This window comes from Desulfopila sp. IMCC35008, assembly GCF_010646885.2.
Classification (GTDB): domain Bacteria; phylum Desulfobacterota; class Desulfobulbia; order Desulfobulbales; family Desulfocapsaceae; genus Desulfopila.
Genome location: NZ_CP050700.1, coordinates 4,847,473 through 4,862,204, shown reverse-complemented (window position 1 = coordinate 4,862,204; position 14,732 = coordinate 4,847,473). Strand labels below are relative to the sequence as shown.

Genomic DNA, 14,732 nt, shown 5'->3' with positions numbered 1-14,732 from the left:
TCTACAATTTTTCGCGTATAAAGACCAAGGCACTATCTTTTTTATTATAGATAATAGGGGCTGCGGAGATTACCAGTTCGACGTGGCCTCCTCCCACCTTAAGCCAGGTCTGCTCAATTGCAGACACTGGTTTTCTGGCAGTGGTCAGCAACTCAATCTGTTGTATACAGATGGCATGAAAATCGGGAAGAACCCAATCGATAATCGGCTTGCCGAGCATCTCATGCTCCGATATTGCTGTGAAAATCCTCAGTGCACCGGGATTAAGATAGGAAATGAACCCTTCCGTCAAAATGAGAATTCCCATGGGGGCATTTTCTACCAGGCCGCGCCATAATTTTTCGCTTATGGTTAAGGCGTCAACCAACTCTTTGAGTTTGGTAATATCCTCAAAGGTGATCACCACACCATCAATGACGTTGTTTGTCGTTCGGTAGGGACGCAGCCGCATACGATAGACATTACCTTTGCAGTCCTGAACTTCGGCCTCATAATGGTTCAGATCGGTAATTACCTTTTGAGCACATTCAACTAATTGTATTTGGGTCAAAGTGGTGGAAAAATGATCAATTGGTCGACCTATATCCCCATCGGTGAGAGGAAACAGTCTGGTTGCCTGAGGTGTGAATCGCCGGACCTTCATGTTGATATCGAGAAAGATACACGCAATATCCGTGGCATCCAGCAGGTTCTTGATATCATCATTTGCCGCCATCAATTCATCTATTCTGCCTTGCAATTCCGCATTGACCGTTACGGATTCCTCATTTAACGACTGCAATTCCTCTCGTGAGGTCTCAAGCTCTTCATTCGTGCTTTGCAATTCCTCATTGGTTGACTGCAATTCTTCGTTAGTCGATTTGAGTTCCTCGTTTGCAGCCTCCATGTCCTCGACGGTAGTTTGCAGGAGGTCTTCCAGCCTTTTTACTTCATCACTCTTGTTCGTCTTGTTACGTCGCGGTGCAACCTTCGTTGCCTTTTTGTTTTCCGTGGAGACTTCATCAAAGAGAATCAGCATTAAATGACGTTGACGGGTCAACACGTCCGCTAATGGCTTGAAAGTCAGATTGACCTCTAAGGGACCGTTGATCCCATTTATATTGAGCTTTTCAAGTTTGACTTCTTGTCTCCCAATGCTGACTTGACGGATAGCCTGGGAAATGCCGGCCTGTAGCCCCGGTCGCGCCATTTTAAGGATATTCGAGCTGATTTCTCCTTCTGCTGGTTCAAGAAAACGTCCCAGGCGACCATGAATATAGAGGATGTTGGCCGAGTCATCGATAACAGCACAAGGAGGCATATTACTCTCTGCAAGGATAGCCTTGAGAAGCTGTACCGTACCAGCCTCCTCTACCTTGTCGATAGTCTCTTGGGGTGGGAAGAACTTTGCAGGTTGATCATGGTTGTTAAGAGTTAATTTTGGGTGGATGGGCTTTGCAGAAGCGCAGCACTTATATATTTTCCATTTTTTATCGAGAACGGTAAACAGTTTGGTAGCATTGCCAGTGGTCTCTGAGGTACCGAGTACCAGAAGCCCTTCTTTTTTAAGGCTGTAATTGAAAAGAGGAAGGAGTTTATTCTGAAGTTTTTGATCGAAATAGATGAGCAGATTGCGACAACATATCATGTCAAGCCTGGTAAAAGGCGGATCCTTAATGAGATTTTGCTGAGCAAATACGACCATCTCACGGATGTTTTTAGTTATCCTGTAGTGGGTTTGTTCCTTGGTGAAAAAGGATTTCAAGCGTTCAGAGCTCATATCTGCAGCTATTGTATCCGGATATCTTCCCGCTCTGGCAAAACTAATAGCCTTCTCATCAAGATCAGTGCCGAAGATCTGCACATCGAAGTGGCGGCCCATTGCTGCTATATACTCCCAGACAATGATGGCAATGCTGTATACTTCTTCACCTGTGCTGCAACCTGGCACCCATATCCTCAACTGGTAGTCGTCTGGTTTATCCTTGAGCAAATCCGGTAAATATTTTTCTTTCAGCAATTCAAACGGGGTTTCATCCCGAAAAAAACCCGTGACCCCAATCAACAATTCCTTGAAGAGGATTCTCTGCTCCGCCTCAGAATCGCGTAAATACCTGACATAAAAATCAATGTCGTTAATTCTCTGGGCCTGCATCCTTTTTTCAATGCGTCGGAAGATGGTGTTTTTTTTATACAGCGAAAAGTCATGCCCCATAGAGGTGCGAAGCAGCAGGCAGATTTTCTGCAAGGCTTTGATCATTTTATCACTGACAATTACGGGTACACTTCCCTGCCAATGCGCCTGGTCATGAAAATATTGCACCAGCTGGAGTGGCATCTCGGCAGGCGGCAGAATATAATCGGCAAAACCTGTATTAATTGCGCTTTGCGGCATACCGTCAAACTTTGCAGAGGAGGGATCCTGGACCATGACCATGCCGCCATGTTCCTTTATGGCTTGTATTCCAAGTGTACCGTCCGTACCGGTTCCCGAAAGAACAATGGCTGTTGCCTTACTTTTCTGATCAAGGGCCAATGAACGGAAAAAATTATCAATAGGAAGATGTTCCCCTCGTCGGCCTGTCCTTTCCAGGAGTTGGAGCTTACCATTAATAATTCCCAGATCTTTTTTGGGAGGAATAACAAAAATCTGATTTGGTTTGATTATCATGCTATCTGCAATCTGAGTGACTTTCATCTTGGTTTTGTTTTGAATAATCTCAGAAAGCAAACTGGCATGGGAAGGGTCTAGATGAACAATCAGGATGAAAGCAAAACCGCTGTCTTCCGGCACCGATCTGACAAATTCTTGAAAAGCTTCCAGCCCTCCGGCTGAAGCTCCCACGCCAACAATCGGGACCTGGAACTGCCGGTTATGGGGGACTGATTTTTCTACAATATCTGATTTGGAAGGTTCGTTTCCATCTGACATAATTGGGTACAGGGTAGAGTTGACCTGTGGGCTTTTGTGTACATTCACACTACACGGCTGATAATTTTTTTGCAAAACTATCCTGATAATTATACCTGATGCATCTCATTTTTCCAGTATCTGCACAACTTTCATCAGAGAAACTGGAAGGGGTGGGTGTTCGTACAACACCTGGAAGCCAAGGAAGGTTGCAGGACCGGCCTCCTTCCTGACAGACAATAAGTGAGTCGCCATTTACGGGAAACGATTTATCTGCTACCATTAAAATATATTTCAACCTTTGCAATCAGTCCGAAGTATCTGCTCAGGATGGCAAAGATGAAGAGTACATCACTCCCTGATTACATACAGGCATTGCTTGAAAACAATACCTTTTTTCCAGAGACAGGAGATGTGGAATTAATCCAGACTCACATCTCATATATTCTACTTGTTGGCGAACGTGTCTACAAGTTTAAGAAGCCTGTTAATTTTGGTTTTCTCAATTTTACACAGCTGCAACAACGAAAACATTTCTGTGAAGAGGAGGTACGTCTTAACCGTAGACTCTGCCCTGAAATATATCTTGGCGTTGTTACGGTCACATCAGAGGGTGACAGGTATAGACTTGATGGGCGGGGAGAACCTGTCGAATATGGTGTGAAGATGGTGCGATTGCCGGAGGAACGAATGATGTGCAGGGTCATTGCTGCCAATGATCTGCATGAAAATGAACTGCGGCAAATTGTACATATACTGGTGCCTTTTTATGAGCAGGCGGCAGGTGGCAGGGGAGTACTTTATTATGGCAGGCCGGAGGCTGTTCGAAAAACACTGTTTGACAGTTTTCGTGAGACGCAAGGTTATGTAGGCAGCCCTGCCCTCAGTCGCGCCAGGTTCACAGTTATCCGTAACTATGTCACTTCATTTTTCAATGAGGTACAGTTGTTTAACGAGCGGATGACTGCAGGCCGCATACGGGAGTGTCATGGTGATCTCCATTCGGGTAATATCTGCCTGACCTCCAGTGTGAGCATATTTGATTGTCTTGAATTCAATAAGAGTTTGCGTTGTACTGATATTGCTGCCGATATTGCCTTTCTGGCAATGGATCTTGATTTTAACGAACTCTATGGGATGAGTGACTATTTCGTAAACTACTTTATTGAATGTTCCGGTGATAAGGGGCTGACGGGAATGCTTAATTTTTATAAATGTTACCGAGCCTATGTGCGAGGAAAAATAAATCTTCTCACCGCTGTTGGTCCCGGTATTGACGCCACTTCGGCTGATGCTGCCCTTATAGCAGCCGACCGCTATTTTCATCTGGCAGAAAAATACGGTATGGCCTGATGGAAAGTCGACAGCATCATAGGGGTGTGCTGGTTATATTTTTCGGGCTGACCGGTTCCGGAAAAAGTTATCTTGCCAAGGAGTGGGCGCGACGATCTGGATGCCTCTATTTCAATACGGATGTCGTTCGCAAAGAGCTTGCAGCAAAAGATGGCAGGGATCAAGGCCCGCAGGGATTCGGACAGGGAATCTATAGTGGACAATATAGTCTAAAGACCTATGACGCCCTGCGTAGATATGCTGAAGCCTCTTTTAGCGGAGCTGAACCAGCCTGTGTGGTTCTGGATGGCTCGTATCAGCAAAGACAGCAACGAGTACTGCTCATGGAGCAATTTTCAGGTCGTGTTGCGATGTATTTTGTTCTCTGTTTCTGTAATGAAGAGGTCACCAGGACACGGTTGCGGCGGCGAATGCAAGACAGTACAGCAGTTTCAGATGGAACGTTAGAGATTTTTTGTAAGCAGAGAGAGAATTTTGAGGCACCTGATGAAATATCTCCTCATCAACTTTTGGAGCTTGATACCAACGGTTCACTTGAAAATCTTGTAGAAAAACTTGATCGGTTCCTGAAGCAGGTGAAAAAATCTAACACTACCATGTCCCGGACAGGTTACTGAGGGACAGATAAAAGCGAAACAATTTCACTTCAAATAGATGCCGGAACTGATATAATTATACATACGTTCTTTATCAACTAATCTTGTGCCACCAGACATGCTGGAGTTGTTCGATGGATCAAGTTGAATTGCATAAAGCACTGAACCGCTACACCCGACCCGATACCTGGAGATCACTTTTCCAGACAGCAACAGCGTTGGGTATTTATCTCACTTCTGTCACATTTTTGGTCGTGCTTCTTCACCTCAAGGTACCTTTTGGGTTTATCCTGATATTGTCCCTGTTGGTCTCCCCGATTGTTGTCCAGATCTTCATCATCTTGCATGACTGCTGCCATATGTCCTACTTCACCTCCAGCAGGGCCTGTTCCCTGCTGGGGCATATCCTCGGCGTTCTGACGTTCACAGCGTATTACGACTGGCAGCGGACCCATGGTATTCATCATCGTTTCATGGCCAACCTGGAGAAACGCGGTATCGGGGATGTCTGGCTCATGACCCTGGATGAATATCGCAAGGCGGGCAGGTGGACAAAGCTGCGCTACAGGGTGTACAGAAACCCATTCTTCATATTTTTCGTTTCTGCGCCGTTTCTGTTCCTTGTCCTCAACCGGTTTCCCTCAAAAGGTTTTCGCAAAAGAGAGCTGCAAAGTGTTCTCTTTACAGATAGTATGCTCGTGCTCCTGTTGGGCTTCCTTTCCTGGTGGATAGGCTGGAAGGCGGTACTGCTGATTTTTTTACCCATGATGCTGGGAGCGAGTATGCTCGGTGTCTGGCTTTTTTATGTGCAGCACCAGTTCCGTCGAGTGTATTGGGCACACAACGGTGAGTGGAACCGTTATCAGGCGGCGATGGAGGGTTCTTCATTATATATGATGCCGGCTTTTCTACGCTGGCTCAGTGGCAATATCGGTTATCATCACATTCATCACCTTGCACCGCGCATTCCTAACTACAGGCTTAAGGAATGTTTTGATGAGATTCCTGAGATGCAGGAAATAGATTCTGTCCCCTACCTCAGCGGCCTGCGAAATATTTGCCTGAGCATATGGGATGAGGACAGTCGTCTTCTCGTGAGTTTTCGTGAGGCGCGGGCAATCATGGAAAAGTCAGAAGCAGAGTCGTAAGAGCTCTGCGTACATACCTGCCAGTCGGTCAGTTGCGGCATGCTGAAAGGTTGCAAACGATTTTCTGTTGGTAGTTATTTCACGGGAATTTGGATAGTCGATTGGCTTGTAAACATCCATCTGAGAACAGACTCGGTAAGGAGGTCACTTATGCTGGTCACAATTATCATCAAAAGAGAAATTCACGAAGGACTGGAAAAAGAATTTTTTTCACATTTTAAAAAATTACGTGGTGAGGCCATGAAGCAAAAAGGCTACATCTCCGGAGAAACCCTGCTCTGTGCTGAAAATACTCACAAAGTCACTGTAATAAGCAAATGGGAAAGCCTGGAAGACTGGAACAACTGGAAAACGAGTGCCAAACGGTTGGAAATTGAAGCAACCCTCGGTATCCTCCAGTCGAAACCCGCGGAATATGATCAATATGTTTCCAGTAAATACAAGGCCGCGGCTGAACAAGGTTTTCCTGCCCCGCTGGATGAACAGTATTTGTATGTTTGAGATTGATAGTCCGTTTCCATTCGAAGACCCGGAAAGGGAAGTTTACGCACAGAGACGACCCTTTGTAGCCAGTCCCCTGGGCTGAGGAATATGTAGAGTTATAGGGGGGCAGGGTCGTTTTTATCAGGTCATTGAGGCTCAACCCGGTTCTCTTTGCGCCCGTGATTTTTTTCCCCCCTTTCATAAGCAAGGTACTTCCGCAGGTAATCAATACTGAATATCAGGGGTATTCCCACCCAGGCCAGGGCATAAAACCTGAAGCTTACAGGGCCGGTATGCAGAACTTTCTGGACAGGCGGGAAATACAATGTGGCCCAGGAAAAAATTATCTGGACAGAAATGCCAAGCAGGATGAGCTTGTTGGTCAAAAGACCTCGATCCAGGCCCGATTTCCTGGTGAATCGCCGACCGACCAGATTGCCGATCTGCATCAGCAGTATAGTCGCAAGCGTTATTCCTGTTGCAGAACGATACAGTTCGGAATCTGTCGGCAGAGCCATGCCATACTGCCATCCCCCGTCGATGAGAACATAGAAGAAGAGAAAGAGCGACCAGGCCCCTTCCAGAAGTCCGAGAAAAAGATAGCTGTGAACGATCAGTCCCCGTGTCAACAGCCCCTGGGACAAGTCTCTCGGTGGCTGGTCCATGATTTCCGGGGCCGGAGGTTCCTGGCCAAGACCCATAGAGGGAATGATGTCGGTGCCCAAGTCAATGGAGAGAATCTGAATGATATTAAGGGCCAGGGGGACTGGTAGCAGGATATAAAGCAGGTAGGGCAGAATTTCCGGACCGTTGCTGACCAAAACATAGTTGGTGAATTTCCTGATATTGGCAAAGATCGTCCTCCCCTCTTCGATACCTGCTACAATCGAGGCAAAATTATCGTCAAGAAGGATAATCTGGGCAGACTCCCTGGCAACATCAGTGCCCTGCCTGCCCATGGCAATGCCGACATCAGCCGCTTTCAGTGCAGGGGCGTCGTTGACACCGTCACCGGTCATCGCCACCACCTTTTCCATTTTCTGCAGAGCGGTTATGATCTTCATTTTCTGCTCGGGTGACGTCCTGGCAAAGATCCGCAGACCCTGCTCAAGTTTTTCTATCAACTGGCCGATGGATAATCGCTCCAGGGAATCCCCGGTAAGGCAGAGTTCGCTGGTGGTGTCCGGGAAAAGGATATTGATTTTGCGGGCGATAGCCATGGCGGTTGCTGGGTGGTCGCCGGTAATAAGGACAACATCGATTCCTGCCTTGCGACATCTGGTGATAGCTTCTGGGACTTCCGGTCGAATAGGGTCCTCAATACCGATAAAACCAGCAAGGATGAGGTCGTGCTCCAGTCGGTCCTGATCTAAGGTTTCCGGTTTGGTGAGATCACCAGGCTCGTCATCGGCCAGTGGACGCCAGGCGACGGCAATCACCCTCAGTCCCCGGGATGCTAAATCCTGGACGATGGCTTCAGCTTTATTGAAAGTAGATACAGAGTCGGCAACAGCGGTCGGTTGTGTCATTTGCGGTGACAGCAGAGGGCTGATTGCCTCAAACGCGCCTTTGACGGCAAAGACCTGCTTTCCATCCAACTCCAGAATCCCACCTGAACGTCTCTTATGAGCGTCAAAAGGGAAGGTATGGCGGATTTTTTTCTGGATTTGTTCGAGTGCCAATCCGGAGTCGAGACATTTTCCGGCCACGGCCACATCCAGTGCGTCGCCCAAAAGACCCGATTTTGTTTGCCTTACTTCCGAAGCGGCAAGAGCCAACCGCAGGAGCTGGAGTCGCTTTTTTTCGCTCAGGGTGGACCCGTTGAATGGGCTGAGCATTTGAGTGATCGAGAGCCGGTTTAATGTCAGGGTCCCGGTCTTGTCGGTACAAATGAAATGTACAGCTCCAAGCGACTCGACAGCATTAAGGTTCTTGACCAGAACGTTTTTCCTGGCCATCCGCAGACTGCCTACGGCCAGGGAAAGGGTAAAGGTGGGCAGCAAGCCTTCCGGGACGTTGGCGACGATGATACCCATCATGAAAACAAGATTTACCCAGAGTGGTTTACCGGAGAACACCCCGTAGAAAAACAGACTCGCGCCCATGCTGCAGGCGATAATGGTCAGGATCCTCACCATATGAGCCGTTTCCCTCTCCAGGGGGGATCTGGCGCGCCTGATAGTTTGCGAAAGATGGGCTACCTTTCCGAACTCAGTCCGGATACCCGTCGCAAAGACGACCCCGAGGCCTGTTCCGCGGACAACTGTGCAACCGGCATAGGCGATGTTATCGTTGTTATCCCTGTCAGAAGTCGTCGGTTCTGCCATCAGGGTACAGGGGAGAGACTCACCAGTGAGGGGGGAGTTGTCAACCAGTAGGCCGTTAGCCACAACCATACGTACATCTGCTGATATCTTATCCCCTTCCGCAAGTAAAAGGAGGTCGCCCGGCACAATCTTTTCTGCGTTTTCTTTCCTGACCTGACCATCCCGACGGATCTCGACCATTTGCGGTAGAAAATGCTTCAGGGCTTCCATAGCCCTTTCCGCCTTATATTCCTGGATAAAACTGAACAGACCGTTAAGAAAGGCCACAGCCAACAGGGCCCAGCCAAGGACATGCATGCCCTCATCCGGATTGACCCGATGGGCAATAAAGCAGATGAGCCCTGAAACAATCAACAGGATCGTGAAAAAGTGAGTGAATTGCCTGCCGAGACTGGTAAGAGTCTTCCACCTGTCAGGTGAATCGATACGGTTTGGTCCGACATGGGCAAGCCGTTCGGCAACTTCAGCCATAGTAAGCCCGGACGGTCGACTGTGTAGATGAGAGTACACATGCTCAGGTTCCAGCGAGGAAATATGTCGGGTTCTTCTTTTCATATTTTCCGATAGATACCAACATCGCAGGGCGTCTGCCTGAGAATCTGTTCGATTTTACTGCTAAAATAAAAGCGCGATTCCAGGAAGCGATCGCTGGCCCCAAGCAGGATCAACCCGGTTTGGACCTTTCCGGCAAGAATCAGGATTTCTTTGACCCAGTCATCCGAGATCCGCACATGGTCTTCCATGGTAAAAGTTGAATTGCCGGTTTCCCGTGCTATCTCGGCCATGGTTTCCTGGACATAACGTGTTCCTCTCTGGAGGATCGCCCGGCTTCTCACGACCGAGAGATAGCGAAACAGCAGAGGGTGAACGGTCATAATGCGAAGCAGGGTGAGCTTGTGGAGGCAGGGTAGAAACATCAGCAAAAATGGCATGGCTGCCTTGAATTTTTGCGGATGTCCGGCAAGGGGAAACATCACGTTTGCAGGGCAGCCCAAAAGGCCAGGGTTGACCACTCGTATGGCCAGGGTATTGAATCGTCGGGCACGCAGGAGTTTTTGAGAAATGGTACCGGCCAGGAAACCTTTTCCCCGTGACGTAGCCCTTGCTCCGCAAATGCAATAGGTATCCCCCCCCGCTGGTATCGACTGAAGAAGTGTCGCGGTAACATCGGGGCTCTTGGGCAGGAGAGAGACTTTGAGCTCGATGTCATGAGAACTGCACAGGGCCGCAATATAGGCGATTTTTATATCCAGCTGTTTATCGGAGACGGCGCCATTGCGGATATGGATCAGGCTGAGATGCTCAGCCTGGATGTTACCGGCAAGACGAACGGCGTACCGGGCTACCCAGTCAGAGTTGATTGAACCGTCATAGGCAAAATATATGTTCTGGTCCATGGATGCAAACCTGCATGGTGACTGATTGAGACAACCGGAGGGTGATACCTCAGCCAGAGTGGCTCACTTCCTTATTCCAGCCGTCGTGTCTGTTCAGCTATTTTATGCGCTATTGTATGAAAAATATGACCAGTTGAGGAGTCTGCCGATGATACGAGTAATGGCACTCCGGAGTCACCTCCCTGGCGCAGTTCAAGGTCAATCGGCAGTGAGCCCAGTAAAGGGAGCCCTGTCTCTTTACTCAGTTGTTCTCCGCCTCCACGGCCAAAAATCTCAATCGGCTCCGCTGAGGGGCTGGAAAGAAAATAGGACATGTTTTCAACCAGGCCAACAATCGGTTGTCCTGTTTTCTGAAAGAGTCCAAGAGCCCGCCGGACATCTGCCAGGGCAACTTCCTGAGGCGTTGTTACCATTAAGACTAAACAGCGGGGGAGTGCATTGGCAATGGCGATTGATGGATCACCGGTTCCGGGTGGAAGGTCAATAACCAGATAATCGAGTTCGCCCCATGTTACCTTGCCAAGCAATTGATTGATCATCTTTGAAACCAGTGGACCCCGCCAGATAAAAGCTTCACCCCGGCCAGCGGTCATTCCCAGCGACATTATCCTCAAGCCATACTTCTCCTGGGGAATAATCATGTTGTCTTTCTGCTCCAATACTGCTGAGATGCCCAGCATTACCGGAATGCTGGGCCCATACACATCAGCATCAAGAAGCCCTACCTTAAAGCCCTGCTTCACAAGGGCCAGAGCCACATTAATAGCGACCGTTGTCTTGCCTACACCTCCCTTTCCGCTTGCAACAGCCAGGAAATTTTTCACTTTTTCAATTCCTTTCAGCGGAGCCCTGGGGAACAGCTGATCAAACTCCTCCCTGCTTAAGGCTATGACCTCTACCTGCACGGAAGAAACCCCGGGTACGTCGCCCACTGCTTTTTCAATTTCACGTATGAACACTTTTCTTAAGGGAGATCGTTCACTCCTGAGCGCGAGGCTGAGAGTGACGCTGTCATCGTCTATTACGATGTTTCGTATCATGCCGATATCGATGAGGCTCTTTCTCAACTTTGGATGCACAACCACCTGTAAGGCTTCCCTTATCTTTTGTTCGTCCATGATGTTTCCCTCATTTGCTAGGTTGCTGCATTTTCTTTCCAGTTATTCCCCTGCTCGCTCAGGATACTATCCACAGCTTTATCAGCGTTGATCTCTTCCGATAACTGATGACCCTTCTCCAGATCTTTCACCCGAAGAACTCAATCAAGTTCTATAAATTTGTAACGTCCGGCATTTCTGGCCCAGAGATTTTGAATTTCAGTGACACGTGGATCTGCAAGAACAATTTCTCGAATCTGCGCCAAGCTGCGATGGTCTAGAGAGGCGTCGAGGAGGACTCGTACAGAGTTCGTGAAGATCGTAGTCACAGAGCGGGCAATAAACATTACCACTATTATTGCAGCATATTTATCGAGGGCAAACCCCATGGCACTGCCCAGCAGTGCCATCAGAAGAACCAGCGAGGAGAGCATATCAGTCCAGATATGGTGCGCATCAGCTACCAGACTTGGAAATCCTGTTTCCTTACCTTTTTCATGTTCATAGCGGGAAAAAAACCAGGTGATTAAGATGGTTGAACAAATCCCGGCCACAGTAGTTTTTATCCCTACTAGCAGCAGGTTGGTGAGAACCGACAGCCAGGCAGTTTTTTCTGATGATTCCATGACAACTTCTCGACGAAATGTCCCAATCGTGCTTTTCGACATCGTCCTCTCCATTGGCCGGTTCCGGGCCCCCGGCCAGGTTGACAGTGAGGAGCCTTTGTTAAGGCCGGAGATCTGTTGTCTATGACGTCTGGTACATTTGTTGATGCTTTTGAAGCCGCAAATCACTCAATGCGAAGGATTTTGGCCCCGAGAACTCTTTTTGTCTTGAGTTCCATCAAGCAACGGTTTGCCTCGGCCAGCGGATATTCTTTTACCTCCGGTTTAATCTGCATATTCTCGGCCAGTTTGAGAAATCCACTTACATCTTTTCGGGTGATGTTGGCGACACTCTTAATCTCTTTTTCCAGCCACATATCGAGTTGATAATCCAGCCCCAGGAGAGCATTTTTATCGATATTTTCCTTAGCAATGGCATTGATCACTAATCTTCCTCCCGGTTCGAGATTTCTTAATGCCTCAACCACCGGAATCCAGGCAGGCGTAGTATCAATAATGCAGTCTAACTTTTCTGGTGGCTTATCTGTGGTCGCCCCGGCCCAGCCCGCACCAAGTCCTCTCGCGAATTCCTGTTGCTCGCCACCCCTGGCAAAAACGAAAACCGTAGTATTGGGGTACAGGAAGTGAACCATTTTCAAAACCAGGTGACCAGAGGCCCCGAATCCCGTTAGCCCCAGCTTTTGCCCATCCTGAAGCCCGGTCAACTGCAGGGATCGGTAACCGATCGCGCCGGCGCAGAGCAGGGGTGCCACTTCAGCATCGCTGAGGTCATCCGGGATGTGATAAGCAAACCCTTCAGGTATTATCATATACTCGGCATATCCGCCGTCGACATCCCGGCCGGTGCCCTTGAAATCACTACACAAATTCTCGCTGTCAGCTTGGCAGAACTTGCAGGTTCCGCAGGCCGAGTGGATCCAGGCAATACCGACTCGATCATGGGGTTTGAATACCTTGACTTTTTCACCCAATGCCTGGACCCGACCAACAACCTGATGTCCGGGCACCAACGGTAAGCGCGAAGGAGGCGTACGGCCTTCAATGATATCCAACTCCGTGTGACAGACCCCGCAGACAGCGACCCTCACCAGGATTTCGCCAACTCCGGGCATCGGATCCGGCAAATCCACCAGTTGCAGTGGTGCCGGATTATCATTCAGCGTGCCGAGTTCATGTAAAACCATTGCTTTCATCTGGCTTAAGCCGTTATCCGACCCCTTTGTTACTTGTTATATCTTCATTCAATTCAGTCGATGGAAAAGAGTGCATAATCAGCAGTATTGACTTCAAAATAGGTAATTACCTCTCCTGCTGTTACCATTCTGCGGGAAAGAAAGATGAAAAGCAATACTGCATTTAGGACGAAAACACGGTGAGAAAACACCGTGGCAGGGAAATGAATAGGTGAACTTCTTACATTATATTCACGTGTTATTTTCCCGGATATCTAGGGTAGATATTCACGGTAAAAAGTTGCCTTGGAAAGGGTGGATAAGCATGACGAATATAACAGTGGGCTAACATGCTATTCCCTGGGGAGCCGGGAGCGCAGGCCATCGAGCTCCTCCAGTAAATTCAGGGCAAGAGCCGCACCGGGAAGATTGATCCCCAGGTCTTGCTGCAGGCGTATCGTGACCTGTACATTTTTAATGGAAGCAGCTGAAAAGACCCAGTTTTCGGGTGAGTTGCCGAGAGGGGTAATTATTCCTTCATTGATCATGTCAAATACCAGTTCATCCCGAACCTGACATGCAGAGCAGAGCCCCTTCAGGTTGTACGTGACTGTTTCGTCCAGCAATGTGTATTTCTCGTGATGTTTCATAGTTATATCTTGAACTTGCTTCTCGGGTTAAATGGGAGCAGTCTCGCCATCTCTTTGAAGAGCTCTTTTTGGTGCTCCGTCTCCGGTATGGGTGTGTGGACAGCCAGGATAATATACTGGTCGCCGGTTTGGCTTGCTGAAGAGAGGCCTTTGCCCTTTAAGCGCAACTTACGGCCAGTCTGGGAGCCCGCTGGCAATTTGAGGTCGACAGGGTCGCCAAGTGTAGGAACTTTGATGGTTGCACCAAGCGCTGCTTCCCATGGGGTTACCGGCAGGGTCATGGTTATGTCTCGCTTGACCACGGTAAAATAGGGGTGAGGCTCAAAGATGATCTCAAGAAACAGGTCTCCACGTCTACCATGCTCCATACGAGCATTTCCCTGTCCTTCAAGCCTGATCTGCTGCCCTTCTAGAATTCCCCTGGGGGTTGATACCTGAAGTGAGGTGGTTTCTGTGCCGTACCGGCCTCCAGAAATCGTATCCCGGCTCAGTGAGATTGTTTTCCTGCTTCCTCTGTAGCTCTCCTCAAGTGTGATGGACAGCTTGGCCCTTATGTCCTGGCCGCGCTCAAACGGATCGGAATGGAAGAACGAAAAGGCCTCCGCTTCCGGCTGATTCCGCCATCCGCCAAAAAGTGTCTCGAAGAAATCGCTGAACCCATGAGGCGAAGACCGACTGTAACTCCGTGAACCGGTAAAATCCCGGAACTCCCAACCAGGTGGTGGCTTGAAATCCTGCCCGGCTTTCCAGTTGCTCCCAAACTGGTCATATGCCGCACGCTTTTCCTTGTCTTTCAGCACTTCATAGGCTTCCCCGATCTCTTTAAAACGAGCTTCTGAACCTGTTTCCTTATTTACATCAGGATGGTACTTGCGGGCTAGCTTCCGGTAAGCTCTTTTGATCTCATCCAGTGTAGCATCTTTTGTTATCCCGAGAATCTTGTAGTAATCCTTGTATTCCATTTCGCTTTCCTTCCACAGAATGTATACCTAC

12 protein-coding genes are annotated in these 14,732 nt (G+C 48.6%); 4 read left to right on the top strand and 8 right to left on the bottom strand.

The features are described 5' to 3' along the window. Position 1: 1 nt before the first annotated feature. Complete coding sequence (locus tag GA520_RS20920) at positions 2 to 2,911, bottom strand: chemotaxis protein CheB (RefSeq protein ID WP_163337526.1); 2,910 nt, start codon at positions 2,909 to 2,911, stop codon at positions 2 to 4. 318 nt (positions 2,912 to 3,229) lie between these two features. On the opposite strand from GA520_RS20920, the gene GA520_RS20915 reads away from it, so the two are divergent. The 4 genes from GA520_RS20915 (at position 3,230) to GA520_RS20900 (ending at position 6,488) form a co-directional block, all read left to right on the top strand. Then, positions 3,230 to 4,243, top strand: a complete 1,014-nt coding sequence (locus GA520_RS20915; RefSeq protein ID WP_163337525.1) for a hypothetical protein — start codon at positions 3,230 to 3,232, stop codon at positions 4,241 to 4,243. Further along, positions 4,243 to 4,860 (top strand): AAA family ATPase, encoded by a 618-nt coding sequence (locus GA520_RS20910; RefSeq protein ID WP_163337524.1) that lies wholly within the window; start codon positions 4,243 to 4,245, stop codon positions 4,858 to 4,860. The genes GA520_RS20915 and GA520_RS20910 overlap by 1 nt, the downstream gene beginning before the upstream one ends. Before the next feature lie 113 nt (positions 4,861 to 4,973). Further along, entirely contained in the window at positions 4,974 to 5,987 is a 1,014-nt protein-coding gene (locus GA520_RS20905; protein WP_163337523.1) for a fatty acid desaturase, read from the top strand. A gap of 150 nt (positions 5,988 to 6,137) precedes the next feature. Beyond that, entirely contained in the window at positions 6,138 to 6,488 is a 351-nt protein-coding gene (locus tag GA520_RS20900; protein ID WP_163337522.1) for an antibiotic biosynthesis monooxygenase, read from the top strand. Positions 6,489 to 6,616: 128 nt separating this feature from the next. On the opposite strand, the gene GA520_RS20895 is transcribed toward GA520_RS20900, so the two are convergent. The 7 genes from GA520_RS20895 to GA520_RS20865 form a co-directional block, all read right to left on the bottom strand. Then, positions 6,617 to 9,352: a cation-transporting P-type ATPase gene (locus GA520_RS20895; protein ID WP_163337521.1), complete on the bottom strand. Its 2,736-nt coding sequence runs from the start codon at positions 9,350 to 9,352 to the stop codon at positions 6,617 to 6,619. After that, positions 9,349 to 10,194: a universal stress protein gene (locus GA520_RS20890; protein ID WP_163337520.1), complete on the bottom strand. Its 846-nt coding sequence runs from the start codon at positions 10,192 to 10,194 to the stop codon at positions 9,349 to 9,351. The genes GA520_RS20895 and GA520_RS20890 overlap by 4 nt, the downstream gene beginning before the upstream one ends. A 71-nt stretch (positions 10,195 to 10,265) precedes the next feature. After that, positions 10,266 to 11,312 (bottom strand): Mrp/NBP35 family ATP-binding protein, encoded by a 1,047-nt coding sequence (locus tag GA520_RS20885; RefSeq protein WP_205749237.1) that lies wholly within the window; start codon positions 11,310 to 11,312, stop codon positions 10,266 to 10,268. 140 nt (positions 11,313 to 11,452) lie between these two features. Further along, complete coding sequence (locus tag GA520_RS20880; RefSeq protein WP_163337519.1) at positions 11,453 to 11,959, bottom strand: cation diffusion facilitator family transporter; 507 nt, start codon at positions 11,957 to 11,959, stop codon at positions 11,453 to 11,455. Positions 11,960 to 12,081: 122 nt separating this feature from the next. Beyond that, positions 12,082 to 13,110: a zinc-dependent alcohol dehydrogenase family protein gene (locus tag GA520_RS20875; protein WP_163337518.1), complete on the bottom strand. Its 1,029-nt coding sequence runs from the start codon at positions 13,108 to 13,110 to the stop codon at positions 12,082 to 12,084. A gap of 332 nt (positions 13,111 to 13,442) precedes the next feature. Beyond that, entirely contained in the window at positions 13,443 to 13,739 is a 297-nt protein-coding gene (locus GA520_RS20870) for a chaperone modulator CbpM (protein WP_163337517.1), read from the bottom strand. 2 nt (positions 13,740 to 13,741) lie between these two features. Further along, the gene (locus tag GA520_RS20865) at positions 13,742 to 14,701 is read right to left on the bottom strand and encodes a DnaJ C-terminal domain-containing protein (RefSeq protein ID WP_163337516.1); all 960 of its coding nucleotides are present in this window, start codon (positions 14,699 to 14,701) and stop codon (positions 13,742 to 13,744) included. Positions 14,702 to 14,732: the final 31 nt, after the last annotated feature.